The 26196-nt window shown below is 68.9% G+C and carries 20 protein-coding genes; 13 read left to right on the forward strand and 7 right to left on the reverse strand.

Annotated features, from left to right (window positions below):
• Positions 1-99 precede the first annotated feature (99 nt).
• Together SB816_RS25670 and SB816_RS25675 are read left to right on the forward strand one after the other, a co-directional pair.
• Positions 100-498, forward strand: a complete 399-nt coding sequence (locus tag SB816_RS25670; protein WP_410547706.1) for a DUF2946 family protein — start codon at positions 100-102, stop codon at positions 496-498.
• 88 nt (positions 499-586) lie between these two features.
• Positions 587-2695, forward strand: coding sequence for a TonB-dependent copper receptor (locus SB816_RS25675; RefSeq protein WP_410547707.1), 2109 nt, complete (start codon positions 587-589; stop codon positions 2693-2695).
• Here the strand turns inward: SB816_RS25675 and SB816_RS25680 are convergent.
• Positions 2685-3599, reverse strand: coding sequence for a LysR substrate-binding domain-containing protein (locus SB816_RS25680; protein ID WP_054502469.1), 915 nt, complete (start codon positions 3597-3599; stop codon positions 2685-2687). The genes SB816_RS25675 and SB816_RS25680 overlap by 11 nt on opposite strands.
• A gap of 108 nt (positions 3600-3707) precedes the next feature.
• On the opposite strand from SB816_RS25680, the gene metC reads away from it, so the two are divergent.
• From metC to SB816_RS25725, 9 genes are all read left to right on the forward strand, one after another.
• Positions 3708-4856, forward strand: a complete 1149-nt coding sequence (metC, locus tag SB816_RS25685; protein ID WP_410547708.1) for a cystathionine beta-lyase — start codon at positions 3708-3710, stop codon at positions 4854-4856.
• Between the two features lie 155 nt (positions 4857-5011).
• A complete protein-coding gene (locus tag SB816_RS25690) occupies positions 5012-6163 on the forward strand; it encodes an amino acid ABC transporter substrate-binding protein (RefSeq protein WP_410547709.1) in 1152 nt (383 codons plus the stop codon).
• A 19-nt stretch (positions 6164-6182) separates the two neighbouring features.
• The gene (locus SB816_RS25695) at positions 6183-7331 is read left to right on the forward strand and encodes an amino acid ABC transporter permease (protein WP_410547710.1); all 1149 of its coding nucleotides are present in this window, start codon (positions 6183-6185) and stop codon (positions 7329-7331) included.
• Positions 7328-8422 carry an amino acid ABC transporter permease gene (locus SB816_RS25700; protein ID WP_175142300.1) on the forward strand — a complete coding sequence of 365 codons (1095 nt, stop codon included), beginning with the start codon at positions 7328-7330 and terminating at the stop codon, positions 8420-8422. Before SB816_RS25695 ends, SB816_RS25700 begins: the two co-directional genes overlap by 4 nt.
• On the forward strand, positions 8419-9174 hold the full coding sequence (locus tag SB816_RS25705) for an amino acid ABC transporter ATP-binding protein (RefSeq protein ID WP_410547711.1): 756 nt from the start codon (positions 8419-8421) through the stop codon (positions 9172-9174). Before SB816_RS25700 ends, SB816_RS25705 begins: the two co-directional genes overlap by 4 nt.
• A gap of 91 nt (positions 9175-9265) precedes the next feature.
• Positions 9266-9769 (forward strand): sigma-70 family RNA polymerase sigma factor, encoded by a 504-nt coding sequence (locus SB816_RS25710; protein ID WP_049073825.1) that lies wholly within the window; start codon positions 9266-9268, stop codon positions 9767-9769.
• Positions 9756-10730: a FecR family protein gene (locus tag SB816_RS25715; protein WP_410547712.1), complete on the forward strand. Its 975-nt coding sequence runs from the start codon at positions 9756-9758 to the stop codon at positions 10728-10730. Before SB816_RS25710 ends, SB816_RS25715 begins: the two co-directional genes overlap by 14 nt.
• A 162-nt stretch (positions 10731-10892) precedes the next feature.
• Positions 10893-13274 carry a TonB-dependent siderophore receptor gene (locus tag SB816_RS25720; protein ID WP_410547756.1) on the forward strand — a complete coding sequence of 794 codons (2382 nt, stop codon included), beginning with the start codon at positions 10893-10895 and terminating at the stop codon, positions 13272-13274.
• 90 nt (positions 13275-13364) lie between these two features.
• The gene (locus tag SB816_RS25725; protein ID WP_155865912.1) at positions 13365-15038 is read left to right on the forward strand and encodes an NAD(P)/FAD-dependent oxidoreductase; all 1674 of its coding nucleotides are present in this window, start codon (positions 13365-13367) and stop codon (positions 15036-15038) included.
• A 114-nt stretch (positions 15039-15152) separates the two neighbouring features.
• Here SB816_RS25725 and SB816_RS25730 read toward each other — a convergent pair whose 3' ends face one another.
• Genes SB816_RS25730 through prpB form a run of 3 tightly spaced genes read right to left on the reverse strand, consistent with a single transcriptional unit; the run spans position 15153 to position 19806 of the window.
• Positions 15153-16130: a Bug family tripartite tricarboxylate transporter substrate binding protein gene (locus SB816_RS25730; protein ID WP_410547713.1), complete on the reverse strand. Its 978-nt coding sequence runs from the start codon at positions 16128-16130 to the stop codon at positions 15153-15155.
• Positions 16131-16168: 38 nt separating this feature from the next.
• Complete coding sequence (acnA, locus tag SB816_RS25735; RefSeq protein ID WP_410547714.1) at positions 16169-18838, reverse strand: aconitate hydratase AcnA; 2670 nt, start codon at positions 18836-18838, stop codon at positions 16169-16171.
• Between the two features lie 59 nt (positions 18839-18897).
• Positions 18898-19806, reverse strand: coding sequence for a methylisocitrate lyase (prpB, locus tag SB816_RS25740; RefSeq protein WP_054502479.1), 909 nt, complete (start codon positions 19804-19806; stop codon positions 18898-18900).
• Positions 19807-19981: 175 nt separating this feature from the next.
• On the opposite strand from prpB, the gene prpR reads away from it, so the two are divergent.
• Positions 19982-21928, forward strand: coding sequence for a propionate catabolism operon regulatory protein PrpR (gene prpR / locus SB816_RS25745; protein WP_155865909.1), 1947 nt, complete (start codon positions 19982-19984; stop codon positions 21926-21928).
• Position 21929: 1 nt separating this feature from the next.
• Here prpR and SB816_RS25750 read toward each other — a convergent pair whose 3' ends face one another.
• Both SB816_RS25750 and SB816_RS25755 read right to left on the reverse strand, forming a co-directional pair.
• On the reverse strand, positions 21930-22889 hold the full coding sequence (locus SB816_RS25750) for a tripartite tricarboxylate transporter substrate binding protein (RefSeq protein WP_410547715.1): 960 nt from the start codon (positions 22887-22889) through the stop codon (positions 21930-21932).
• Between the two features lie 66 nt (positions 22890-22955).
• Positions 22956-23765 carry an amidohydrolase family protein gene (locus SB816_RS25755; protein ID WP_054502481.1) on the reverse strand — a complete coding sequence of 270 codons (810 nt, stop codon included), beginning with the start codon at positions 23763-23765 and terminating at the stop codon, positions 22956-22958.
• Between the two features lie 72 nt (positions 23766-23837).
• On the opposite strand from SB816_RS25755, the gene SB816_RS25760 reads away from it, so the two are divergent.
• Positions 23838-24740: a LysR family transcriptional regulator gene (locus SB816_RS25760; protein WP_081273488.1), complete on the forward strand. Its 903-nt coding sequence runs from the start codon at positions 23838-23840 to the stop codon at positions 24738-24740.
• A 244-nt stretch (positions 24741-24984) separates the two neighbouring features.
• On the opposite strand, the gene SB816_RS25765 is transcribed toward SB816_RS25760, so the two are convergent.
• On the reverse strand, positions 24985-26121 hold the full coding sequence (locus SB816_RS25765; protein WP_410547716.1) for a hypothetical protein: 1137 nt from the start codon (positions 26119-26121) through the stop codon (positions 24985-24987).
• Positions 26122-26196: the final 75 nt, after the last annotated feature.

Genomic DNA, 26196 nt, shown 5'->3' on the forward strand with positions numbered 1-26196 from the left:
GCCGCGGTCGTTGACGCGTTTCCGAACGTCCTACAAGGCGCCGCGCACCTTTTTGGCCGGATCCTGCGTGCTACCATCGGCGCCTTCGAGGGGATGCGAATGCACACGGGCGCCAATACCGGTAGACGATGGACCGCGTTAGCCGCGGCGTTCCTGTTCGTGTTCCAGGCGCTGATCGCCTCCGCCGCGCTGCCCGGCCCCGGCGCCAGGGCGGGCGCCACCACCATCATCTGCACGGCCAGCGGCCCGCGCGTGGTCACGCTGGACGCCGAGGGCGGCGTCGCGCAGGACGCGCAACAACACAGCGGCGCCTTGCCGCATTGCTGCTTCGCCGGCTGCGCCATGCTCGGCGCCGCGGCGTTGTTCGGGCTGCTGCCGCTGGCCTGGCGCCTGCCCGTGGTGCGGCAGGCGCTGCCGGCGCCCACCGTCGACATCCACTTCTCCAGCGCGCAGGCGCGATTGCCGCGGCAGTCGCGCGCGCCGCCCGTCCTGGCCTGAACCCCACCCGTTCCCGTTGTTGCTGGCGCGCCTTGCTTGCGGCCCGCGTGGCCGCGCGCGTCCAGCCCGTTCAGATCCAGAGACTCTCATGCACAAGAACAACGACATCCTGCGGGCGACCGGCCTGGCCTGCGCCCTGGCCGCGTCGTTTCCCGCCTGGCCGCAGGCCGCCGGCGTCGACGCCATCACGACCGTCGATCCGGTGGTGATCACCGGCGTCGCCCCGAGCGCGCCGCTGACCTTCACGACCGACCCCAAGATCCCGCGCCAGCCCTTGCCGGCCAGCGACGGCACCGACTACCTCAAGACCATTCCCGGCTTTTCGGCCATCCGCAACGGCGGCACCAACGGCGACCCGGTATTGCGCGGCATGTTCGGCTCGCGCCTGAACATCCTGACCAACGGCACCTCGATGCCTGGCGCCTGCCCGGCGCGCATGGACGCGCCCAGCTCGTACATCTCGCCCGAAAACTTCGACAGGCTGACCGTCATCAAGGGCCCGCAGACGGTGCTGTGGGGGCCGGGCGCCTCGGCCGGCACCATCCGCTTCGACCGCGACACGCCGCGTTTCACCGAGCCCGGCGTGCGCTTGGACGGCAGCCTCGTGGGCGGATCAAACGGCCGCAACGACCAGGCCGCCGACCTGACCATGGGCAACGACAAGGTCTACGCCCGCATCACCGCCAACCACTCGCACGCCCAGGACTACAAGGACGGCGACGGCAACAAGGTGCCGTCGCGCTGGGACAAGTGGAACGCCGACGTTGCGCTGGGTTTCACGCCCGACGCCGACACGCTGTACGAGCTGACGGCCGGCACCGGCGATGGCAACGCGCGCTACGCCGGGCGCGGCATGGACGGCTCGCAGTTCAAGCGCGAGAGCTTCGGCCTGCGCTTCGAGAAGCGCAACCTGGGCGGCGTGCTGGACAAGCTGGAGGCGCAGCTCTACTACAACTACGCCGATCACGTGATGGACAACTACACGCTGCGCACGCCGGACCCGCACGGCATGATGCCGATGGCGATGGCCTCGAACGTGGATCGCGCCACCTGGGGCGGGCGCGTCGCCGGCACCTGGAACCTGGCGCCGGACCTGAGCCTGGTGACCGGACTGGATTTCCAGCAGAGCCGGCACCGCTCTCGCAGCGGCACGGACACGGTCTCGTACCGCTCGCAGAACTGGGTCAAGGACGCGAGCTTCGCCAATACCGGCCTGTTCGGCGAGCTGACCTGGCACGCCACGCAGGACAGCCGCATCATCGGCGGGGCGCGCGTGGACTGGGCCTCGGCCAAGGACTTCCGCCGCGACAATGGTTCGATGATGATGCCGATGCCCAACCCGACGGCCGGCGAACGCCGCAACGAGACGCTGCCCAGCGGCTTCCTGCGCTACGAACGGGATCTGGCGGACCTGCCGGCCACGGTGTACGTCGGCCTGGGCCACGCGGAACGCTTCCCGGACTACTGGGAGCTGTTCTCGCCGAAAAAGGGACCCGAAGGCTCGGTCAATGCGTTCCGCGGCGTCAAGCCCGAAAAGACGACGCAGCTCGATTTCGGCGCGCAGTACAAGACCGAGACCCTGGATGCCTGGCTGTCCGGCTACGCCGGCTATGTCGACGACTTCATCCTGTTCGACTACGCCAAGCGCGGCATGGGGGGCATGGGAGGCATGGGCGGCATGCATGGCGGCCATGGCGGACACGGCAGTTCGACGCAGGCCGCCAACATCGACGCCCGCATCGCCGGCGGCGAACTGGGGCTGTCCTACCAGGCGGCGCCGCGCTGGAAGCTGGGCGCGACGCTGGCGTATGCCTGGGGCCAGAATCGCAGCGACGGCCGCGCCTTGCCGCAGATGCCGCCATTGGAGGCCAAGCTCAGCGCCGCCTACGACGACGGCACCTGGTCGGCCGGCGCGCTGTGGCGGCTGGTGGCGGCGCAGCGCCGCTACGCGCTGAACCAGGGCAACGTGGTGGGCAAGGACTTCGGCCCCAGCGCCGGCTTCGGCGTGTTCTCGCTGAACGGCGGCTACGCGGTCAGCAAGCAGGTCAAGCTGTCGCTGGGCGTGGACAACCTGTTCAACAAGACCTACGCCGAGCACCTGAACCTGGCGGGCGACGCCGGCTTCGGCTTTGCCGCCAACACGGCCTTCAATGAACCCGGCCGCACCCTCTGGGCGCGCCTGAGCTTCAAGTACTGAGCGCCGTCCGGATCCGCTTGAGGTCCCGTTCCAGCTCGATGCGCATCGCTTTCAGCAACGCCCGCGCGTTTTCCGAAAGCGGTGTGCCGGGCCGGAACACCAGCAGGCACGCAAAGCCGATGTCCAGTTCCAGCGGCTTGATGGCCAGCCCGCGCGCCAGGTAGTCCAGCGCCATGACCGGATGCACCATGCCGATGCCCACGCCGTGCAGGGCGAACTCGCAGACGGAGTTGGAGTAGGGCGTCTCCAGCACCGGGCGCAGCGCCAGGCCCTGGTCGTGCAGCGCCGCTTCCAGCCGTCGACGGCTGGCGTCCTCGGGGTTGAGCGCGATGAAGGCGTGCTCGGTCAGGTCGCGCAGCGTGATGCGCGGCCGCGCCGCCAGCGGATGGCGGCTGTGCATGGCGATCACGCCCGGCAGCCGCAGGAATTCCGAGTGCTCCAGGCCGGCTACCGACAGCTCGTCGGCCATCAGGCCGAAATCGAGCTGGCCGGCCGCGACCTGCCGCAGCACCTCGCGCGAACTCATGATCTGGAACGACATCTGGATGCGGCGGTCCTGCAGGCCGAAGGCGGCAATGGCGCGCGGCATGAAACCGGTGCCCAGCGCCGGCAGCGAGCCGACCGCCAGGCGCCCGACGCCGAACGATTTCAGGCTGCGGATGCGGTGCTCGATCAACTCGAAGCCGGCGAAGCAGCGGTCCACTTCCTCCATCAGCGCGCCGGCCTCCTGGGTCGGCACCAGCCGGCCGCGCACGCGCTCGAAGAGGCGCAGTTCCGACGAGGTTTCCAGCTTGCGGATGGCCTGGCTCACCGCCGGCTGCGAAATGCCCAGCAGGGTGGCGGCCTTGCTGGTGGTGCCGGCCTGCATCACGGCCCGGAAGACCTGGATCTCGCGCATGTCCATCTATAAGTCCCGCTTATTGACTAAGTTTTTTCGATTGTTGAGGCAATGGTGGGAAAGACAGACACTGGCGCTGTTCCCGATCACTCCTAAGCCCAGCAAATAGAGTAGATGAAAGCTATCAATCAGACTAATAGAGATTTCGCCAGTCTCTCGCCCGCCGTCCAGCGGGCCTCCACCGTGGTGTTCGATTCGCTCGACGCCTTCGTCAACCGCAAGCACCGCCAGCCCGACGGCTTCAGCTACGGCGTCACCGGCACGCCCACCGCGCGCCTGCTGGAAGACCGCATCGCCGCGCTGGAAGGCGGCCGCCACTGCGTCATCACGCCGTCGGGCGCGGCGGCGCTGATGACGGTGGTGATGGGCTTCGTGCGCGGCGGCGACCACCTGCTGCTGTCGGCCGCCTGCTACGGCGCGCTCAAGACCTTCGGCGAGAAATGGCTGGCGCACATGGGCGTGGACGTCGAGCTGTACGACCCGTCCATCGGCGCGGGCATCGAGGCCTTGATCCGCCCGGCCACCCGCATGATCTGCATCGAGGCGCCCGGCACCGTCACCATGGAAATGGTCGACGTGCCCGCCATCGCCGCCGCCGCCCGACGCCATGGCGTGCTGACCATGATGGACAACACCTGGGCCAGCCCGCTGGGTTTCCAGCCGCTGGCGCACGGCGTCGACTTCAGCGTCGAGGCCGCCACCAAGTTCTTCGGCGGCCATTCGGACGTGCTGATGGGCAGCATCAGCATGAACGACGCCGACCACTACGCCGTCCTGCGCGAGACCCAGAGCATCCTGGGCCAGCAGGTCAGCCCGGACGATTGTTTCCTGGTGCTGCGCGGCCTGGAGACGCTGGCGCTGCGGCTGCGCGCGCAGAGCGACGCGACGCTGCGCGTGGCCGAGTGGCTGCAGAGCCAGCCGCAGGTCGAGCGCCTGCTGTATCCGCCGCTGCCGTCGGACCCGGGCCATGGCCTGTGGAAGCGCGACTTCCGCACCAACGGCTGCCTGTTCTCGATGGTGCTGGCGCCGGCGTCCGAGGCGGCTTTCAACGGTTTCTTCGATTCGCTGCGTCATTTCGCCATCGGCGCCAGTTGGGGCGGCGTGCACAGCCTGGCCGCCTATTACCCGGCGGGCTTGCAGGCGGGCCGTGCCTTCCCGGCGACCGACCGGCCGATCGTGCGCCTGTCGATCGGGCTGGAGGACGTGGACACGCTCAAGGACGACCTGCGCGGCGCGCTGGCGGCGTACCAGGCGCAACGCTGAGCGCCGGCCGGCAAGGGTGCAGGCCGAGCGTTCGCCGCTGGCGCCGCCCCGCACGCCGGCTCGCGCCGAATCCAGTTCAACACACCGGCCGGCCGCGCATGGCCGACCGGCACGAAGCGCCCCGAGGCGCTCACCACATAGCAAGGGGAATTGCCATGTTCAGCTTCAAACAGACTTACCGTTGTCTCGCCCTGGCCATCGCGGCCTGCGTCCCGGCCGCCGTGCCGGCCCTGGCCGCCGCCCAGCCCGCGGCGCAACCCGAGGCACAAGCCGCGACACAAACCGCGACACAAACCGCGACACAAGCGCCCGCCGCCGGCGCCTCGCCGGTGGCGGCGGCCGTCACCCAGGCCAACAGCCCCACGGTCGACCAGATCCGCGCCCGCGGCTACGTCATCTGCGGCTCCGGCCATGGCACCACCGGCTTCTCGGCGCCCGACAAGGACGGCAACTGGAAGGGCCTGGACGTCGACACCTGCCGCGCCATCGCCATCGCGGTGCTGGGCGACGCCAGCAAGACGCGCTTCGTGCCGCTGACCGGCCAGCAACGCCTGACCGCCTTGCAGACCGGCCAGATCGACGTGCTGCCGCGCACCACCTCGTGGACCCTCCGGCGCGACGCCAACGGCATCAACTTCACTTATCCGAACTACTACGAGTACGACGCCTTCATGGTGCGCAAGGACCTGGGCATCACCCAGACCAAGGACATGAACGGCGCCACCATCTGCGTGCAGACCGGCTCCACCAACGAGGTGACGGTGGCCGACCTGTCGCGCAAGTTCAAGCTGGGCCTGAAGACCGTGCTGTTCGACAACGTCGCGGCCTCGCGCCAGGCGTTCTTCTCGGGCCGCTGCGACGGCCTCATCACCGACGCCTCGGCGCTGGCGGCGGTGCGCGCGACCCAGGCGCAAAACCCGGACGACTACGTGATCTTCCCAGCCAGCGGCCACAGCGAGGCGCTGACGCCGTCGGTGCGTCATGGCGACGACCGCTGGTTCGACATCGTCAAATGGGTCATCCAGGTGCCGATCGCCGCCGAGGACATGGGCATCACCCAGGCCAACGTCGACGACATGCTCAAGTCCGACGACCCGCGCATCGCCCGCTTCCTGGGCACGGAGCCGGGCAACGGCAAGGCGCTGGGGCTGGATGAGCGCTGGGCCTACAACATCGTCAAGCAATTGGGCAACTACGGCGAGATCTTCGAGCGCAACGTCGGCAAGAACAGCCCGATGAAGCTCGAGCGCGGCATGAACCGCCTGTATCGCGACGGCGGCCTGATGTACCCGTACGTCTTCAACTGAGCGGCGCGCGGGGCTCATCATGTTCAAGCGACTCTGGTTCGACGGCCGCGCCCGGTCCGTCCTGGCGCAACTGCTGATCGCCGGCGCCTTCGTCGGCGGCGTGGGCTGGCTGGCCTGGAACGCCCACGCCAACCTGACCCAGCGCGGCATCGCCATGGGGTTCGACTACCTTGGCGAGGCGGCCCGTTTTCCCATCGCCGAAAGCCTGCTGGCCTACCAGCCCACCGACAGCTACGGCCGCGCCTTCCTGGTGGGGCTGGCCAACACGCTGTACATCTCGGCGCTGGTGATCGCGGCCTCGACGCTGCTGGGCTTCGGCCTGGCGCTGGCGCGCCGCAGCCGCCATCCGCTGGTGACGGGCGTGGCCACGGTCTACCTGGAAGCCGTGCGCAACACGCCGCTGGTGGTGCAACTGCTGTTCTGGTACAGCCTGGTGACGATCAACCTGCCGCCGGCGCGGCAGGCGTTGCAGCCGCTGCCGGGCGTGTTCCTGTCGGTGCGCGGGCTGTTCTTTCCGAGCCTGTCGTTGCAGGGCGATACCGGGCCGCTGTGGTGGGCGCTGGCCGTCGCTTTGCTGCTGCTGTGGGGCTCATGGCACCTGGCACGGCGCGCCGTCGCGCCGAGCATGCCGTGGCACCGCCTGGGCCTGGTCGCGGCGCTGGCATTGGTAGCCGCCGTGGCGCAGTGGGGCGGCGCCTCGCTGCACGCCGACGTGCCGGCGCTGCGCGGCCTGAATTTTGCCGGCGGCAGCGCCTTCACGCCGGAATTCACCGCCTTGCTGGTGGGACTGACGATCTACTCGGCCGCTTTCTCCGGCGAGATCATTCGCGGCGGCATCGACGCGGTGCCCGCCGGCCAGTGGGAAGCGGCCCATTCGCTGGGCCTGAAACCCGGCGCCGCGCTGCGCTGGATCGTGGTGCCGCAGGCGCTGCGTGTGATCATCCCGCCGATGACCAGCCAGTACCTGTCCATCATCAAGAACACCACGCTGGCGCTGGCGGTGGGCTACCCGGACCTGTCCTTCGTCATCACCACCACCATCAACCAGACCGGCCAGGCCATCGAGGGCGTGGCGGTGCTGATGGCGGTGTACCTGAGCATCAGCCTGAGCGTGTCGCTCTTCATGAATCTGTACAACCGCCGCATCCTGAGGACGCAACGCGCATGAGCCTGTCCCATCCTTCCTCTCTGCCGCGGGTTCTGCCGCCGCCGGCGGATCGCCGCGACAGCGCCTGGCATCGCCTGTTCGGCAGCGCCGTCAGCGCGTTCGCCACCGTGGCCACGCTGGCGCTGGTGCTGGCCGCTGCCGGCAAGCTGCTGAACTGGGCGGTGCTGGATGCCGTCTGGCCGGGCGCCACGGGCGCCGTCTGCCGCCAGGCCAGCGGCGCCTGCTGGGCCTTCCTGGGCGAAAAAATGCGCCAGATCCTGTTCGGCATCTACCCGCCCGGCGAGCAATGGCGGCCCACCGTGGTCTGCCTGTTCATCCTGGCGATGACGGTGTTCTCGCTCAGCCCGCGCCAATGGCGCGCCCGCACGGCGGTCATCTGGATCGCGGGGCTGCTGGCGGGCCTGGCGCTGATGCAGGGCGGCATGTTCGGCCTGGCGCGGGTGCCGACCTCGTCGTGGGGCGGCCTGCCGATCACGCTGCTGCTGGCGGTATGCGCGCTGGGCGCCGGACTGCCGCTGGGCGTGCTGCTGGCGCTGGGACGTCGCGGCAGCCTGCCGACGGCGCGCTTCATCAGCATCGGCGTGATCGAGCTGATCCGAGGATTGCCGCTGGTCAGTCTGCTGTTCATGGCCTCGATCGTGCTGCCCATCATGCTGCCGGCCGGCATGACCATCGACAGTCTGCTGCGCGCCGGCATCGCGCTGACGGTGTTCTCGGCCGCCTACCTGGCCGAGGTGATCCGCGGCGGCCTGCAGGCCATTCCGCCCGGGCAGACCGAGGCCTCGCGCGCGCTGGGGCTCTCATGGTGGCAGATGACGCGTCTGGTGGTGCTGCCGCAGGCGCTGCGCAAGGTGATCGCGCCGCTCACCAACACCGCCATCGTGATGATCAAGAACACCAGCCTGGTGCTGATCGTGGGCCTGTTCGACCTGCTCAGCTCGGGGCGCGCGGCGTTGACCGATCCGGCCTGGCCCACGCCCTACGTCGAGACCTATCTCTTCATCGCATCGATCTATTTCTGCATCTGCTTCGGCCTGTCGCGCTATTCGATGTGGCTGGAACATCGCTATAAAAAAGGGGAACTCCGATGACCACGCCTTCCGCCGCCACGCCGCCCGCCATCGCCATCGCCGGCATGCACAAGTGGTATGGCGACTTCCATGTGCTACAGGACATCAACCTGCAGGTCCGGGCGGGCGAGCGCCTGGTGATCTGCGGGCCGTCCGGTTCCGGCAAATCCACCATGATCCGCTGCATCAACCGGCTCGAACGCCACCAGCAGGGCTCCATCGTGGTCAACGGGGTTGAGCTGAGCGACGACCTGCGCGCCGTGGACGGCGTGCGCACCGACGCCGGCATGGTGTTCCAGCACTTCAACCTGTTCCCGCACCTGACCGTGCTCGAGAACTGCATCCTGGCGCCGACCCAGGTGCGGCGCATGCCGCGCGCGCAGGCGGTGGATCTGGCCATGCGCTACCTGGAGCGGGTGCGCATTCCCGACCAGGCCGGCAAGTACCCGGGCCAGTTGTCGGGCGGGCAGCAGCAGCGCGTGGCCATCGCCCGCTCGCTCTGCATGCAGCCGCGCATCATGCTGTTCGACGAGCCGACCTCGGCGCTGGATCCGGAGATGGTCAAGGAAGTGCTGGACACCATGACCTCGCTGGCCGAGGACGGCATGACCATGCTGTGCGTGACCCACGAGATGGGCTTTGCCCGCAACGTCGCCGACCGGGTGGTATTCATGGACGGCGGCCGCATCATCGAGATGGGCGAGCCGGGCGATTTCTTCGACAACCCCCGGCATGAACGCACGCGCTCCTTCCTGGAGCGCATCCTGCATTAAGGAGGGCAGGGCGGCGGACGCAGCCATCACGCCCGGGTTTGTTTATGAAAATGGAAACCATTATCATGCATGCCTCTGTCGATTGTGCGTCATGTCCTCGCGTCCGTCCCGTCCCTCCGGCTTCCTGGCCTATTACGAAGAGCTGCTCGCGGTCTGGACCCGCAAGCTGGGCTGCCGCGACGCCGCGCGCGACCTGGCCCACGATGCCCTGGTGAAGTGTCTGGAGACCGACCCGGCGCAGGTGGCGCAGCCGCGCGCCTATCTGCACCAGGCCGCGCGCAACGCGGCCGTCGACCAGTTCCGCCGCGACGGCGGGCAGGAATGGGTGCCGCTTGATACCATTGCCGACCACGCCAGCCCCTTGGGCGACCCGATGGCCCAGGCGCGCACCGGCCAGTTGGGCCAGGCGCTGGAAGCGGCGCTGGCGGAACTGCCGCTCAAGTGCCGCCAGGTGTTCGTCTGGCAGCGGCTGGAAGGCCTGACGCAGGCCGAGATCGCCGAACGCATGGGATTGAGCAAGAACATGGTCGAGAAATACATGATCCGTACCGCGCTGCATCTGCGCGAGCGGCTGGGGGCGTATGCGCCCCACTGACGCCGCATCGCCCGGGCCGGCCGGCGCCGACGCCATCCGCGCCGAGGCGGCGCGCTGGTTCGCGCGCGCCCATTCCGGCGAGTGGGACGCCGCGCAAGAACAGGCGCGCGCCGACTGGCTGGCCGCCGATCCGCGCCACGCCTATGAGTACCGCCTGCTGGAATCGATCTGGCAGGCCGCGGACGCCGTCGCGCCCGAGCGCCTGCGCGCCCTGGCCGAAGCGCCGCGCCGCACGGCCCGTTCCGGACGGCGCGCCGCGCTGGCCCTGAGCCTGGGCGCCGCGATCCTCGCCGTGGGCGGCCGGGCGCTGTGGCCGCGCGGCGCGGGCTGGACCGAATACCAGACACAGATTGGCGAACTGCGCAGCGTGGCGCTGCCCGATGGTTCCCGCGCCGAATTGAATAGCAACAGCCATATCCGCGTGCACTTCGACGACGCCGAGCGGCGCGTGCTGCTGGTGGCGGGCGAGGCGCTGTTCTCGGTCGAGAAGAACGCCGCCCGCCCGTTCGTGGTCGATGCCGGCTTGGGCACCGCCACCGTGACCGGCACGCGCTTCGACGTGCGCCGCGACGCGGAACAGGTGCGGGTGCTGGTGGAGTCGGGTTCGGTCAAGGTGGCCGGCGCGCACGACGCGGCGGCCGTGCCGGTCACGGCCGGGCAGGGCGTGCGCATCGGCGCGGCCGGGCAGGCCGGGGCGGTCGAGCCCGCCGACGTGGCCGCGACACTGGCCTGGCGCGGCGGCCAGATCCGCTTCAGCAATACCGACCTCGCCACGGCGGCGCGGGAAGTATCGCGGTACCGGCAGCATCCGATCGTGCTGGGAGCCGGGGTGGCGCATCTCACCGTGACCAGCGTGTTCCAGACCCGCGACACGGACGCCTTCCTGACGGCTTTGCCGCACATCCTGCCGGTGCAGGTGCGCCAGTTGCCCGACGGCCGCAGCGAGATTTCGGCGCGGTGACGCTGTTACAAAATAGTTCGGCCAGACATTCAGGTTTTTTTGCCGTATTGCGTCTTCTTCTTGATTCCGTGGGGCATGGGGCCCATCGATAACGGATCAGGAGCAGAAGCTGTGGTTCACAAGAAAATGGGACAAGGCGCGCCGGTGGCCGCGCGCCTGACGATGGCCGCGATGGCGGCAGTGCTGGCGTTCGGTCCGGGGATGGCCGACGCGCAGGCGACGGCGCCCGTCGCCATCGACATGCCGGCGCAATCGCTCGACCAGGCGCTCAAGCGGCTGGCCGAAACGCACGGCCTGCAGATTTTCTATGCGCCCCAGACCGTGGCCGGCATGCAGGCGCCGGCACTGTCCGGGTCCATGACGCCACAACAGGCGCTGGCCGCGCTGCTGCAGGGCAAACCATTGCGGCTGCGGCAGGAAGGCTCGGCCACCATCATCGAACCCGAGGCGGCCAGCGGCGGCGCCACCGTGATGGCGCCTATCGAGGTCAGCGCCTCGCGCACGGCCAGCAACCTGGTCAGCCCCGTGCAGCAGACCATCGTGCTGGAGCGCGACACCTTGCAGGAACTGCGCGCCGGCTCCGACAGCCTGGCCAGCGTGCTGGCCAAGACCGTGCCGGGCATGGCCGATTCCAGCCGCACCATGACCGACTACGGCCAGACGCTGCGCGGACGCGGCGTGCTGGTGCTGGTGGACGGCATCCCGTTGAACACCAACCGCGACTCGTCGCGCAATCTGGCCAACATCGACCCGGCCACCATCGAGCGCGTCGAAGTGCTGCGCGGCAGCAGCTCGATCTACGGCGCCGGGGCCACCGGCGGCATCGTCTCGATCACCACCCGGCCCGCCGGCGGCGAACCGGTGGCCGAAACCACCGTGACCGCCGTCAGCCCGCTGAGCCGGCTGAATTCGGACGGGCTGGGCGGCCAACTGCAGCAGCATTTCGCCGGCAGCCAGGGCATGCTGGACTACGCGCTGGACCTGGGCGCGCGCCACAACGGCGCCTCCTACGACGCGCGCGGTCGCCGCATCGCGCCCGAACCCAGCCAGGGCGATCTGTTCGACTCCAACATCTACAGCCTGGGCGGCAAGCTGGGCCTGCGGCTGGACGACAAGCAGCGCCTGCAATTGTCGGCCAGCTACTACAACGCCGACCAGCATTCCGATTACACCTCGGATCCCTCGGTCGGGCGCCTGCCGCCGGGCACGGCGCGCGCGCTGCCGCTCGGCGGCCTGGACCTGGCCGACCAGAACCAGATCCGCAACACGCTGGTGAACCTCGAATACCAGCATCTGGACCTGCTGGGCAGCAAGGTCACGGCGCAGATGTACTACCGCGACTACTACACGCGCTTCACGCCGTTCGACGCGCGCGCCGTGGTCACGCGCGGCGGCAACGTCGACCAGGTCATGCAGAACACAAAGGTGTTCGGCAGCCGGCTGACGATCGACACGCCGCTGGGCGAGCAGTCGAAACTGCTGTGGGGCATGGACTTCAACCAGGAACGCAGCGACATGCCGATCGACGTGTTCGACGCGGCCGCCTACGACGCCAGCGGCGGCCGGGTGTTCCGCAAGACCGGCCGCCTGACCTACATGCCCGAGCTGACCTCGCGCAGCACCGGCATCTTCGGCCAACTGGAGCACCGCTTCAACGAGCAATGGTCGGTGCAGGGCGGGGCGCGCTACGAGTACGCCACGGCCCGCTTCGGCGACTTCGTGCCGCTGTCGCAATCGCGCGTGGCGTCGCCAGCCTCGGTGCGGGGCGGCTCGGTCAGCTACGACGCCTTCCTGTTCAACGCGGGCCTGACCTACGCGCCGATCCGCGGCCAGGAGCTGTACGCCAACTTCAGCCAGGGCTTCCAGTTGCCGGACATCGGCGTGCAGATGCGCAACGCGCGGCCGGGCTTCGACATCGGCTCGTCGGACCTGCAGCCGGTCAAGACCAACAACTACGAGCTGGGCTGGCGCGGCGGGGTGGGCAACACGACCGCGTCGCTGGCGCTGTTCTACACCACCTCCAAGCTGGGCGATGTACAGAGCTTCAACAACGGCCTGATCCTGACGCGCACCGAAGAGCGCATCCACGGCATCGAGGCGACGGTGGACTACCTGACCGACGACGAGAAATGGGGCACGGGCGGCACGTTCACGTGGATGAAGGGACGCGAGCGGCCCGACAACGGCCAATGGCGCGACATGACCGGCTACCGCATTCCGCCGATCAAGCTCACCGCGTACCTGCAGTACCGGCCCAACGAGCGCTGGAGCAACCGCATCCAGGCCAATTACTTCGGGGCCAAGGACTACCGGCTGGATGGAGTCGAGAGTTTCGGCCGCCGCGACGTGGGCAGCTACTTCACGGTGGACCTGATGAGCCGCTACCAGGTCACGCCGAAGGACACGCTGATCGTCGGGGTCGAGAACCTGTTCAACCGCGACTATTACCCGCTCTACAGCCAGTTGATGCGCACCAGCACCAATACCAGCCGCCTGCCGGCCCCGGGCACGGTGCTGACGCTGACGTACCAGCATCGCTGGTAGCGACCGGGAAGAGGCAAGGGTCAAGGGCCGTCGGCGTGTTTTAATACGCGTTTTACGAGCCCTTGAACCCTGACACGGTTCCCCTGCCTCATGTTGCGCCTGACCGAAATCATCCTGCCCCTGTCGACCTCCCAGGACGACATCGAAAACACCCTGCGCGCCGCGGCCTGTAGCCGCCTGGGGATCGCCCCGGAAGCCCTGCGCGCGTTGACCATCTTCCGCCGCAGCTATGACGCGCGCAAGCGCAGCGCCATCACGCTGACCTATTCCGTGGATGTCGAGGTGGCCGACGAGGCCGCCGTGCTCAAGCGCGTCGCCGGGTTGCGCACCGTCATGCCGACGCCGCCCATGGAATACCAGTACGTCGGCCACGCGCCGGCCGATCTGCCCGAGAGCCGTCGCCCCGTCGTGATCGGCTTCGGCCCCTGCGGCCTGTTCGCGGCGCTGATCCTGGCCCAGATGGGGTTCCGGCCGATCATCCTGGAGCGCGGCCGGGTGGTGCGCGAGCGCACCAAGGACACCTGGGGGCTGTGGCGCAAGAACACCCTGCAACCCGAGTCGAACGTGCAGTTCGGCGAGGGCGGGGCGGGCACGTTCTCGGACGGCAAGCTCTCGACCCAGGTCAAGGACCCCAAGCATTACGGCCGCAAGGTGCTGCAGGAATTCGTCGCCGCCGATGCGCCGCCCGAGATCCTGTATGTCAGCAAGCCGCACATCGGCACCTTTCGCCTGGTCAAGATGATCGAGCAGATGCGCGCGCAGATCGCCGCGCTGGGCGGCGAGTTCCGCTTCGAGAGCCGCGTGGACGATATCGAGATCGAGGACGGCCGGGTGCGCGGCGTGCGTCTGGCGGGCGGGGAGTTTATTGCCGCCAGCCACGTGGTGCTGGCGGTGGGCCACAGCGCCCGCGACACCTTCCGCATGCTGCACAAGCGCGGGGTGTTCATGGAAGCCAAGCCGTTCTCGCTGGGGTTCCGCATCGAGCATCCGCAGTCGGTGATCGACCGCGCCCGCTTCGGTCCCAGCGCCGGCCATCCGGTGCTGGGCGCGGCCGACTACAAGCTGGTGCACCATGCCGGCAACGGCCGCGCGGTCTACAGCTTCTGCATGTGCCCGGGCGGCACCGTGGTGGCCGCCGCGTCGGAGCCCGGCGGCGTGGTCACCAATGGCATGAGCCAGTATTCGCGCAACGAGCGCAATGCCAATGCCGGCATCGTGGTCGGCATCGAGCCCAAGGACTTTCCCGGCATCGAGGACTCGCCGCTGGCGGGCATCGACTTCCAGCGCCATTGGGAAAAGCGCGCTTACGAACTGGGCGGCGGCGATTACAGCGCGCCGGCGCAGTTGGTGGGCGACTTCCTGGCGGGCCGGCCGTCGACCGCGCTGGGCAGCGTCACGCCGTCGTACAAGCCGGGCGTGACGCTCACCGACCTGTCGTCCAGCCTGCCGGACTACGCCATCGCCGCCATCCGCGAAGCCCTTCCGGCGTTCGAGCGCCAGATCAAGGGCTTTTCCATGCACGACGCGGTGCTGACCGGCGTCGAGACGCGCACCTCGTCGCCGCTGCGCATCACGCGCCGCGACGATTTCCAGAGCATGAACACCGACGGGCTGTTCCCGGCGGGCGAGGGCGCGGGGTACGCGGGCGGCATCATGTCGGCCGCCATCGACGGCATGAAGGTGGCCGAGGCGGTGGCGCTGCACCTGCTGGGCCGCGACGACATCACCGGCGGCAATCGTCGCGGCGCCAGCGACGACTATTGATACGCGCCCGGGCCGTTGGCGACCGGGCGCGTTCGCTGCGCCTGGCGCGGCGCATCGAGGCCGGCATGGTGATCCTGGAGGGCGGCCGCGGCGCCGCCCATCCCTCGGCGCAGCTCATTCCGCCTTCATGTTGGCGCTCTTGACGATCCCGCCCAGCCGCTTGTCCTCGGCGGCGATGAAGCTGCCGAACTTCTCCACCGAGCCGGGAATCGCCTCGTAGCCCGCGTCCGCCAACTGCTGCCGGACCTTGGGCGTGGCCATGACGTCGGCGATGGCCTGGTTCATCGCTTTGATGACGTCCTGCGGCGTGCCCTTGGGCGCATACATGCCGCCCCAGTGGGTGATGTTGATCTGGGCGAAGCCCTGTTCCGCCGTGGTGGGCGTGTCGGGCAGCAGCGGCGAGCGGTGGTCCGCCGTGGCCGCCAGCGCGCGCACCCGGCCCGAAACGATATAGCTGCGCACCGACACCGCCGCCTCCGAGGCCGCGTCGACCTGGCCGCCCATCAGCGCGGTGGAACTCTCGGAACCGCTCTTGTAGGGCACGACCGTGACCGGCACCTTGAGCGCCTGGCCCAGCATCTCCGCGACGAAGTGGCCAGTGCTGCCGGTGCCGGCGGTGGCGAACAGGATGGGGCGCTTCTCCTTGGCGGCCTGTTGCTGCCAGTCCTTGAGCGAATGGATCTTGCTGTTGGCGCTGACGACAATGACCGAGGACGATTCGAACAGCAGCCCGACCGGCACCAGATCGCTGTCCTCATAGGGCATCTTGCTGCGCAGCAGCTTGTTGGTGATGGCGCCATTGCCGGCCACCAGGAAGGTGTAGCCATCGGCCGGGGCCTTGGCCACCATGTCCGAGCCGATGATGCCGCCCGCCCCGGGGCGGTTGTCGATGATGACGGGCTGCTTGAGATGATCGGACAGCCCGGTGGCGAAGATCCGCGTCATGTTGTCGAGCTGGCCGCCCGCCGAAAACGGCACGACAAGTCGCACCGGCTTCTCGGGCCAGGCGGCGGCGCTCGCGGCGGACGCCGTCATCACGCCCGCCGCGAGCGCGAGGGCGTACAGGGGATGCTTGAATCGGTCGAACTTCATGTTGTCTCCTTGGTAGGGCGTGAGGCGCTGCCTCATCTTTATGGTTGTGAAACGCGCTGCGAATCCTCCAGGGCCTGGCGCAGCACGGCGGGCAGGATGCCGCCCGCGCGCCAGATATCCATTTCGTGTTCGTTGTCCAGGCGGCAGAGCAGCGCCAGCGTGCGCGGCGCGCCAACGCCGCGGATCACGCACCGCGCCTCGCCCTGGGGCGCCAAGTCGGCCGGAATTTCGAGGTCGAACGTCTCGCTGCCGTCCAGGCCCAGCGTCAGGCGCGTGACGCCTGACGGCAACTGCAGCGGCAGGACGCCCATGTTCACCAGGTTGGAGCGGTGGATGCGCTCGAAGCTCTCGGCGATGACCGCGCGCACGCCCAGCAACCGCGTGCCTTTCGCTGCCCAGTCGCGCGACGAGCCATTGCCGTAATCTTTGCCCGCGACCACCACCACCGGCACGCCCGCGTCGCGGTAGCGCATGGCCACGTCGTAGATCGGCTGGATCTCGCCGTCGGGCTGGTGGCGCGTCAGTCCGGCCGGGCCTTGTGGCAGCAGTTCGTTGACCAGCGTCGGCTGCGCGAAAGTGGCGCGCATCATCACGCGGTGGTTGCCGCGGCGCGCCAGGTAGGTGTGCAGCGCATCGGCCGGCACGCCCAGCGACAGCAGGTAACGCCCGGCGCTCGATTCGGGCGGGATCTCGTTGGCGGGCGAGATATGGTCGGTGGTGACCGAGTCGCCCAGGATGAGCAGGGCGCGCGCGCCCTCGATGCGCACCGCGCCGGTCTGCGGCGGCACGTCCAGATAGGGCGGGCGGCGCAGGTAGAGGCTGTCGGCGTCCCACGGATAGCAGGCGCCGCTGCCGCCGGGCAGGGCCTGCCAGGCCGGATCGCCCTCGAATACGTCGCGGTAGCGTTCGGTGAACATCGCCGGCCGCACGTAGCCTGCCACCACGGCGTCGATCTCGGCGTCGCTGGGCCACAGGTCCGCCAGCATCACGGCCGTGCCATCGGCGCGCCAGCCGACCGCTTCGCGTTGCAAGTCACGCATGACCGTGCCGGCCAGCGCATAGGCCACCACCATCGGCGGCGACACCAGGTAATTGGCGCGCGCCAGCGGATGGACACGGCCGGGGAAATTGCGGTTGCCCGACAGCACCGCCGCCACGCGCGGCGAGCCGTCCGCAATGCGTTGCTCCACCGCCGGCGCGAGCGAGCCCGACAGGCCGGCACAGGTCGCGCAGCCATAGCCGGCGGCGTGAAAACCCACCGCGTCCAGCGCGTCCTGCAGTCCGCTGGCGCGCAGGTAGTCGGTCACCACCCGCGAGCCGGGCGTGAACGACGTCTTGGTCCACGCCGCGGGCCGCAGCCCCAGCGTCCGCGCCTTGCGCGCCAGCAGCCCGGCGGCCACCAGCAGGCGCGGATTGGAGGTGTTGGTGCAACTGGTGATCGCCGCCAACACCACCGCGCCCTGCGGCAGGTCGGCATGCTCATGGCGGGGCAGGGCAGCGGTGGCCTTGGCGAAGGTCAGCGGCACTTCCTCCAGCGGCAGGCGGTCCTGCGGCCGGCTGGGACCGGCCGCCACGCGCGTGAACTGCGACAGATCGACCTCGACCAGCCGGCTGTAGCCGGGACGTTCCTGCGTGCGCCAGAGCCCGGCGGCCTGGGCATAGCGCCGCACGCGTTCGATGTGCGCCGCGTCGCGGCCGGTGCGGGCCAGATAGGCCAGGGTTTCCTCGTCGACCGGGAAGTAGGCGCAGGTCGAGCCGTACTCGGGCGCCATGTTCGCCAGCGTGGCGCGGTCTTCCAGCGATAGCACGCCGTCCAGCGCCTCGCCGGTGAACTCGACGAACTGCGCCACCACCTTGGCCTCGCGCAGGACGCGGGTCAGGTTGAGCACCAGGTCGGTGGCGGTGACGCCAGGCGCCGGCTGGTTGAACAACCGCACGCCGATGACCTCGGGCGCGCGCAACACCAGCGCGTCGCCCAGCATCGCGGCCTCCGCCTCGATACCGCCGACGCCCCAGCCCAGCACGCCCAGGGCATTGACCATGGTGGTGTGGCTGTCGGTGCCGACCAGGGTGTCGGGACAGGTCACCGCCGCGCCCTGCGGCGTGCGCCGCATGGTGGCCACCTCGGCCAGGTACTCGATGTTGATCTGGTGCAGGATGCCCTTGCCGGGCGGCACCAGGCGCAGATTGTCGAACGCGCCCTGGGCCCATTTGAGGAAGGTGTAGCGTTCGCGGTTCTGGCGGTATTCGCGCGCCTCGTTGGCCCGGCGCGCGCCGGCATGGCCGCCTTCCTCGGCGATCAGCGAATGATCGACGATCAGGTCGGTGGGAATGAGGGGATTGATGCGGCGCGGGTCGCCGCCGCGCGCCTGCAGCGCATCGCGCATGGCGGCCAGGTCGATCAGGCTGGGAATGCCGCTGACGTCCTGCGCCAGCACCCGCGTCGGATGCAGCCAGACATCGGCGGGCGCGTCCGGCGCCGGCGCGTCGGGATGATAGGCCTGCAACAGGGCCAACGCGTGCGGCCGATGGCCGTGGAGGGCACTTTCATGCCGCAACGCGTTCTCGATCAGCACGCGCGCCACGTAGGGCAGGCGGCCGGCCTGCAGGCCGTGCTCGGCGGCGAAGGCCGGCACGCTGAAATGGCGGCCATATTCCGCGTCCGGGTCATAGGCCTGCAGATAGGGATCTTGCTCGGGGGGCTGCACGATGCGTTTGTCTCCGTTCCGTTGTCGCCGGGTCGGCGCCCGGCTGTCTTCAGCGCGTATCAGGCGGCCTTGCCAGCGTACAGCGCGTCCAGCCGCGCTTCATAGGCGAAATAGCCGATGCTTTCATAGAGTTCCATGCGCGTCTGCATCTGGTCGATCATGCCGCGCTGGGTGCCGTCGCGGCGGATCGCCTCGTAGGTGCGCTGGGCCGCGCGGTTCATGGCGCGAAACGCCGACAGCGGATAGAGCACCATGGCGACCTGGGCGGCTGCCAGTTCCTGCACCGTCAACAGCGGCGTCTGGCCGAATTCGGTGATATTGGCCAGGATGGGCGCTGGCAGCGCGCGGGCGAAATCGCGGAAGCCCTCGAGGTCGTGGACCGCTTCGGGAAAGGCGATGTCGGCGCCGGCCTCGATGCAGGCGGACAGCCGCTCCAACGCGCTTTGCCGGCCTTCGCTGGCCAGCGCATCGGTGCGGGCGATGATGACGAAGTGCGGATCGGTGCGGGCGTCGACCGCCGCCTTGATGCGATCGACCATCTCCGGCAGGGACACCACTTCCTTGTTGGGGCGATGGCCGCAACGCTTGGCGCCGGCCTGGTCCTCGATCTGCATGGCGGCGGCGCCGGCGGCGATCATCGAACGGGTGGTGCGCGCCACATTGAAGGCCGACGCGCCAAAGCCGGTGTCGACATCGACCACCAGGGGCAGGGGGCAGACCTCGGTGATGCGGCGCACGTCCGTCAGCACGTCCTCCAGGCCGACGATGCCCAGGTCGGGCACGCCCAGCGAACCCGCCGCCACGCCGCCGCCCGACAGGTAGATGGCGCGAAAGCCGGCCTGCCGCGCGAGCAGCGCGTGGTTGGCGTTGATGGCGCCGACCACCTGCAGAGGCTGCTCGGCCTGCATCGCCATGCGCAGCCGCAGGCCGGCGCTGGCCGGCAGGTCGGGTTCGGGGGAAGTCATCATGGGGAGCTCCGTGGTGGGTAAGGGCAGGGGAGGAATGACTTCCATCAAGCAAGATACATGCCAATCGCATCCGCACTGGGGCCGAAGGCGGTGGAGCGGGGTAGGGTTTTCATAATTGAAATGCGGCCATCGCAATGATGAAATCCCCTCTTCGAGTTTCGTTACCGGTGCCGCCATGCTGACTGTCCCGACGCCCGTGGAATCCGACCTGGCGGCGCTGCCGCGCATCTGGGCCGTGGGCGTGGCGCGCATCGCCCGCACCTTCGCCCAGATCCTGCCCAGTTATGCCCAGCGCGGCGAATTCAAGCTGATCGAGGCCGGTTTCGACGCGGCCGCCAGCGTCATCAACGAGGCCGCGCGCCAGGGCCGCGTCGACGTGGTGGTGGCCGCCGGCCTGAACGGCAGCTATCTGCGGCGCCACGTCACGGTGCCGGTGGTGCAGGTCAAGATCAGCGGCTTCGAGGTCATGAACGCGCTGGCCACCGCACGCCGGATCTCGCCGCGCGTGGCCCTGCTGGGCCAGCACGCGCAGTATCCCGAGCTGCAGACCTTCATGCAGACCTTCGCCGTCGACATCCTGGTGCGCACTTACCGCGACCAGGACGACGCGCTGGCGCAGGCCAAGCAGCTCAAGGACGAAGGCATCGAGGTCCTGGTCGGTTCAGGCCTGATCGTCGACTACGCCGAGCGCATGGGACTGGCCGGCGTGCTGGTGTATTCGCTGGCCACGGTGGCCGCGTGCATCGAGGACGCCATCGAGATCACGCGCCTGCAACGCGTCGAGTCGGGCCGGCGCGACTACCTGAACGCCGTGCTGGCCAATCTCGACGAGGGCGTGGCCGCCGTCGACGCCGCCGGCCGCGTGCAGGCGCTCAATCCCGCCGTCGAACGCCTGCTGGGCATCACCGCCGCCGGCCTGGCCGGACGGCGGCTGGAGGAAATATCGCCGGCGCTGTCGCTGGACGAGGTGCTGCGCACAGGCAAGCGCGAAGCCGAATCGGTGCATCGGCTCGGCGGCAAGATGGTGGTGGTGAACCGCATTCCGCTGGCCAGCGGCGCCGGCCTGTCGGGCGCGGTGCTGACCTTGCAGGAAGCCGGCGCCATCCACCGCGCCGACCGCAGCCTGCGCACGCGGGCCCGCACCCCAGTGCGCACCGTGCGCTACACGCTGGACGACCTGCACGGCCAGTCCGCCCCGTTGGCAAAGGCCCGCATGCTCGGCCTGCGCTACGCCCGGGTCGATTCGACCGTGCTGATCGGCGGCGAAAGCGGCACCGGCAAGGAAGTCATGGCCCAGGGCATCCACCAGGCCAGCGCGCGCCATCATTTCCCCTTCATCGCGGTCAACTGCGCCTCGCTGCCCGAAACCCTGCTGGAAAGCGAGCTGTTCGGCTACGAGGACGGCGCCTTCAGCGGCGCGCGCCGCGGCGGCAAGCCCGGGCTGTTCGAGGCGGCCCACAACGGCACGCTGTTCCTGGACGAGATCGGCGACATGCCGCCGGCGTTGCAGATCCGCCTGCTCCGCGTGCTGCAGGAGCGGCAGGTGATGCCCGTGGGCGGCAGCGAACCGGTGCCCGTCAATGTGCGCATCATGGCTGCCACTCATCGCGACCTGGCGGCCATGGTGGCGGCCGGCGCGTTCCGCCAGGATCTCTTTTTCCGCCTGAACATCCTGCGCATCGACATGCCGACACTGCGCGAGCGCCGCGACGACATCTGGCTGCTGGCGCAGAACCTGTACCAGCGGGTGCGGCAGAACCTGGGCCTGGCCGGCGAGCCGCCGTTGCCCGAAGCCTTGCGCGACGCGTTGCTGGCGCACGACTGGCCCGGCAACATCCGCGAACTGGAGAACGTGCTGGAACGCCTGGCGGTGTTCCTGGCGGAAATGCCCGAGACACCGCTCGACCCGGAAGTGCGGCGCATCCTGGCCGACGTGGCGCCGGAACTGACGCGAGGCGCCGCCCGCTCGGAGCCGGGCGACCTGGCCTCGCACGGCCGGCGCCAGCAGGCGGCGCATGTGCGCGAGGTGCTGACCCGCTGCGGCGGCGACCGGCGCAAGGCCTGCGAACAGTTGGGAATCAGCCCGACCACGCTGTGGCGGTGGTTGCGCACGGGCGCTTGACTCATTTCGACGACAGCTTGAGCCCTTCGGCGACCTTGCCCAGTGCGGCATACTCCCGCTCGATCTGCGCGCGGAAGGCGTCGCCCGTCACGATGGCGATCTGTTCGCCCGCATCCTCGACAAAACTGCGCGTCGCCGCGGATTGCGCCGCGGCGGTGAATGCCCGCTCCAGCGCCCGCACGCGCTCGGGCGGCGTATTCCTGGGCGCCAGAATGCCGCGCCACAGCAGCGTCTGTTCCTCGCCCAGGCCCAGTTCGTTCAGGCTGGTGGCTTGCGGCAGCGCCGCCACTTTGTCGGCCGAGGTCAATTGGAGGCATTTGACCTTGCCGCTCTTCACGTAGGGCAGCACCGGGGGAATGGATCCCACATACATGTCGATGTGCCCGCCCAGCAACGCCAGCAGGGTGTCGCCAGCCCCTTTGTAGGGAATGTCGCGTTGATGGATGTCCTGGCGGTCGAAGATCCGTTGCGCCGCCAACTGTCCCGGGCCGCCCGCGCCATCGGTGCCGAATGTATAGCGATTCGGCGCCTTGCGCAGCAACTGCATCAGTTGCTTGCCGTCGTCCGCGGCGAAGTCGTGCTGCACGCACATGACGTAGGGCGCGCTGGTCAACTGGGCAACGGCAATGTAGTCCTTGGGCGTGTAGGAAACCGGCGTGGTGTGCAGCGCCACCGTCACCGGCCCCAGCCAGACCCCGGCGATCGTGTTGCCGTCGGGCGCGGCGCGCACCATCTGCGTGACGCCGATGCTGCCGCCGGCGCCGCCCACGTTGACCACCACCACCGGCGTGCCCAGATGCGGTTCGGCGTCCTTGGCCAACATGCGGAAGAAGCCGTCGGTGCCGCCTCCCGCCGTGGTGGGAACGATCAGGCGGATCGGCTCGGCGGCAAGGGCGCCGCCCGCGATCAGCGAGCCAAGGGCCAGGGCAAACGCCCGGGCGGTGAAGGAAAAACGGGGCATGGCGGTCTCCTGAGGTGGCGCCGCCTGAAAGCCGGCGCCACGGGTCGTTGATTGTTATGGGAAAAATCAGCCTTCAAAATCGAACAGCAGCTTCGGGGTATCGCGCAGGATGATGTCGCGCGGGCCCGGGTCGGGCAGCCAATCGCCCAACCAGTCCAGGCAGCGCCCGTAGTCGACCTCGCTCTCGTGCGATACCCACGGCCAATCCGTGCCCCAGAGCAGGCGCTGCGCGCCGGCTTCGCGCAGCAGCAGGGCGCTCAACGCCGCCGCATCCTGGCCCGCCAGACGGTAGGGCGCGGACAGCTTGATCCAGGTCTGGCCTTGGGCAAGCGCTTCGCGCAACAGGCCCAGCGTCGGAAATCCCGGCGTCAGGCCGCCAAAATGGTCCAGGACCAGCCGCACGCCGCTGGCCAGGATCGGAGGGAGCACCGCGGCCAGATGCTCGCCTTCGACATAGACCTCGACGTGCATGCCGCGCTCGCGCAACCTTGGATAAAGGGCGCGGTAGGCGCGGCTGCCGCTGTCTGGCAGGGGCCGGCGGCGCAACCAGTTCAGGCGCACGCCGCGCACGCCATGGGCGTACAGCATGTCCAGCTCCGCGTCGCCGATCTCCGGCTCGACGAGGGCGGTGCCGCGCAGGCGGCCGCCCGCGACCTGCAATGACCGCAGCAACAGGCCGTTGTCGCTGCCGTAGAAGCTGGGCGCGGTCAGGACGCCATAGCGGATGCCGTGGGCGTCCAGGACTCGCAGGTACTCATCGACTTCGGCATTGTGCAAGGGCGCCGAATGACGGCCGGCAACCAGAGGCAGATCCGTGCGCAGGACGTGGGCGTGGCAGTCCGCGGCGCCAGCGGGAAGATTGAGCGGGGGTGTCATGCACGGCATCCTATCAATAGGATTTACTTTCTTCTAATTAAAGTTCCTGGCGGTTATATATAAAATTTCCTGATGAGACGATTTTCCATTCCCCAGATGGAGGCCCTGCTGGCGATCGCCCGGCTGGGTTCCTTCCAGGCGGCCGCCGAGCACATGAATGTGACCCAGCCGACCATTTCCCTGCGCATCCGCGAACTGGAATCGGCGCTGGGCGTACGCTTGTTCGAGCGCGAGGGCAGGCGAGCAGTGCTGACAGCGGAAGGGGTGCTGGCGCGGCGCTACGCCGAGCAGGCGGTCGGCGTGCTCGATGAACTGGAAACCCGCCTGCGCACCGGCGACCCCTTACAGGGCCGGCTGCGGGTGGGCGCGTCGGAAACCATGGCGATGGCGTGCCTGCCGGCCATCGTCCGGCAACTCGAACAGCGCTATCCGCGCCTGCAGGTCGAACTGACCATCGCCAACAGCCTGGTGCTCAGCGAGCGCCTGAACACCAACCAGCTCGATATCGCCTTTCTCATCGACGCCGGCGTCAGCCATCATTTGCAGGTCGAACCGCTGGCCTGGGCCGAGGTGGCCTGGATCGGGCTGGACCCGCGCCCGCGGTTGCGGGCAGTGGACCTGGCCGCGCAGAAATTATTCGTGGTGCCGCCGCCGTCGCCGCTGCACCAGGTAGTGGCCGCCTGGTGCAGCCAGGAACGCACGCCATTGCCGGAATTCAGCACCTGCACAAGCGTGGCCATCATCGTCGGACTGATAACCGCCGGCGTCGGCATGAGTGCGCTGCCGGTCAGCGTGATGGCCGACGCGCTGGCCAGAGGCACCGTGGTGCGCTACGAACAGGAGCGGCCGTTCGCTCCGCTGCGATTGTGCGCGGCATATCCGCGGGTGGCCGACATGGCCGGGCTGGACGCCGTGGTTCGTATCGCAAGGCAGGAACTGGCGCAGGCGCCGTATTTTTCGGTGATCGAGGCTTGAAATCGGGAAAGGCGCGGCGGTTGGACGGGATGGGAATGCACGCCGCTGTGGGTCTCGTCGTAATACGCATAATGTATATTATGTAAAGTAAGATTATCTCCTCGGACCGCCGAGTTCAGGCCGCACGAACCCGCAACACCGGCACCGAGGCGGCGCGCACCACGCCTTCCGCGCAACTGCCGAGCAAGGCTTGTTGACCTTTATCAAGCAGGAATCGCCGCGCCCCTATTTTGAACTGAGGCGATCACCGTCCCTGCAGCCCGACCAGCGCGGCCGCCAGGTCATCGCGCGCCTGGCCAGGCGCGGCGTGGTCGAGCGCCTGCCGCAGCGGTGCGACGGCGGCCTGGTCCGTCCGAAGCAGCATTGCCTGCACGGATGACCGCAGCAACGGATCGTCACTGCGCAGCCGCGCGTCGATCGCCGCCTCGATCACCGCCGATGCAATTTCAGCCGGCAAAGGCCAAGATTCACCCACCACCGCCGCCATCATCGTCGCCTTGTCCACGAGCCGTGTGGCGTCGGCCTCCCCTTTGATCGAGCCCGCAAGATACAGCAGCCCGGCCGGGCCGCTCTGCGCGAGCGTGCGCCACGTGACCCTGGAGGACGTGTTGGAGCGCGATACGGCATCGATCATCGCCTGTGCGATGGCGTCATCGGGCTTGGGAAAGCCGCCGAGCGTGACGATGAGGCGTTCACGCGCTTCATCGGAGGGAGCCCTTTCCAGTGCCAAGATCAGCTCGCGCACGATATCGCGATAGCCTGTGGACCCTGGCCCCAGCGTCTGGGCGATCTGGATGCGGACAGCGGGCGATGTTGATGCCGCGCTGGCGGCATCGAGTTTCAGGCGCACGTCGTGCGGCAAGGCCAGGCCTGCGGCGATCTGCGCCAGATCTCCCAGCGTTCTTTCATCCGGCGTGTCGCGGATGGCCTGAAAAATGGTCTCGGACGCCCCTCGAGTCGCGGTCCATAGCGCCGTCCGCGTTGAAGCACGATCCGGCTCCGCCTGCGCCTGCCGCAAATGCGCGAGCAAGGGGCCTGCCATGGCGGCGCGTCCAGGCGCGTCGGCCACGGCGAGAATCCTGGCCACCGCGTTCATGCGCGGCTGCGGGACATTGCCGGCCATGTCCCGCGCCATCGCCTGTATCAACGCGTCGGACAGGCCGACGCCGCCTTGACGGCGTTGCGAGAGAAACGGCGCCGTCCAGAGCTGTTCGGCCAATGCCTGCGCGGCCTGGGTTTTCTCGCCTTCGTCCTGCGCGGCCACATAGCGGCGCGCGATCTCAGCAAACCTGCGCTGGTGCTCCGCCGACAGTTCCTCGCGCGGCGGGGACTGCCGGGGCGGGTCCGGAAGACCGGCCGCGGCGGCTCCGGCGGCCGTCAATCCCAAGATGGCTGACAGCCCGAATGGCCGCAATGCCGGGCCGCATGCCCGCCACGCCGGTCGCCGCACGGCGAG

The sequence above is a fragment of the Achromobacter sp. SIMBA_011 genome (genome assembly GCF_046535435.1).
Taxonomy (GTDB): domain Bacteria; phylum Pseudomonadota; class Gammaproteobacteria; order Burkholderiales; family Burkholderiaceae_B; genus Achromobacter; species Achromobacter dolens.

What these genes read in the sequence shown, in the direction of transcription:
- SB816_RS25670 (WP_410547706.1), top strand. Translation starts at nt 100, where the DNA reads ATGCACACGGGCGCCAATACCGGTAGACGATGGACCGCGTTAGCCGCG.
- SB816_RS25675 (WP_410547707.1), top strand. Translation starts at nt 587, where the DNA reads ATGCACAAGAACAACGACATCCTGCGGGCGACCGGCCTGGCCTGCGCC.
- SB816_RS25680 (WP_054502469.1), bottom strand. Translation starts at nt 3,599, where the DNA reads ATGGACATGCGCGAGATCCAGGTCTTCCGGGCCGTGATGCAGGCCGGC.
- metC (WP_410547708.1), top strand. Translation starts at nt 3,708, where the DNA reads ATGAAAGCTATCAATCAGACTAATAGAGATTTCGCCAGTCTCTCGCCC.
- SB816_RS25690 (WP_410547709.1), top strand. Translation starts at nt 5,012, where the DNA reads ATGTTCAGCTTCAAACAGACTTACCGTTGTCTCGCCCTGGCCATCGCG.
- SB816_RS25695 (WP_410547710.1), top strand. Translation starts at nt 6,183, where the DNA reads ATGTTCAAGCGACTCTGGTTCGACGGCCGCGCCCGGTCCGTCCTGGCG.
- SB816_RS25700 (WP_175142300.1), top strand. Translation starts at nt 7,328, where the DNA reads ATGAGCCTGTCCCATCCTTCCTCTCTGCCGCGGGTTCTGCCGCCGCCG.
- SB816_RS25705 (WP_410547711.1), top strand. Translation starts at nt 8,419, where the DNA reads ATGACCACGCCTTCCGCCGCCACGCCGCCCGCCATCGCCATCGCCGGC.
- SB816_RS25710 (WP_049073825.1), top strand. Translation starts at nt 9,266, where the DNA reads ATGTCCTCGCGTCCGTCCCGTCCCTCCGGCTTCCTGGCCTATTACGAA.
- SB816_RS25715 (WP_410547712.1), top strand. Translation starts at nt 9,756, where the DNA reads ATGCGCCCCACTGACGCCGCATCGCCCGGGCCGGCCGGCGCCGACGCC.
- SB816_RS25720 (WP_410547756.1), top strand. Translation starts at nt 10,893, where the DNA reads ATGGCCGCGATGGCGGCAGTGCTGGCGTTCGGTCCGGGGATGGCCGAC.
- SB816_RS25725 (WP_155865912.1), top strand. Translation starts at nt 13,365, where the DNA reads ATGTTGCGCCTGACCGAAATCATCCTGCCCCTGTCGACCTCCCAGGAC.
- SB816_RS25730 (WP_410547713.1), bottom strand. Translation starts at nt 16,130, where the DNA reads ATGAAGTTCGACCGATTCAAGCATCCCCTGTACGCCCTCGCGCTCGCG.
- prpB (WP_054502479.1), bottom strand. Translation starts at nt 19,806, where the DNA reads ATGATGACTTCCCCCGAACCCGACCTGCCGGCCAGCGCCGGCCTGCGG.
- prpR (WP_155865909.1), top strand. Translation starts at nt 19,982, where the DNA reads ATGCTGACTGTCCCGACGCCCGTGGAATCCGACCTGGCGGCGCTGCCG.
- SB816_RS25750 (WP_410547715.1), bottom strand. Translation starts at nt 22,889, where the DNA reads ATGCCCCGTTTTTCCTTCACCGCCCGGGCGTTTGCCCTGGCCCTTGGC.
- SB816_RS25755 (WP_054502481.1), bottom strand. Translation starts at nt 23,765, where the DNA reads ATGACACCCCCGCTCAATCTTCCCGCTGGCGCCGCGGACTGCCACGCC.
- SB816_RS25760 (WP_081273488.1), top strand. Translation starts at nt 23,838, where the DNA reads ATGAGACGATTTTCCATTCCCCAGATGGAGGCCCTGCTGGCGATCGCC.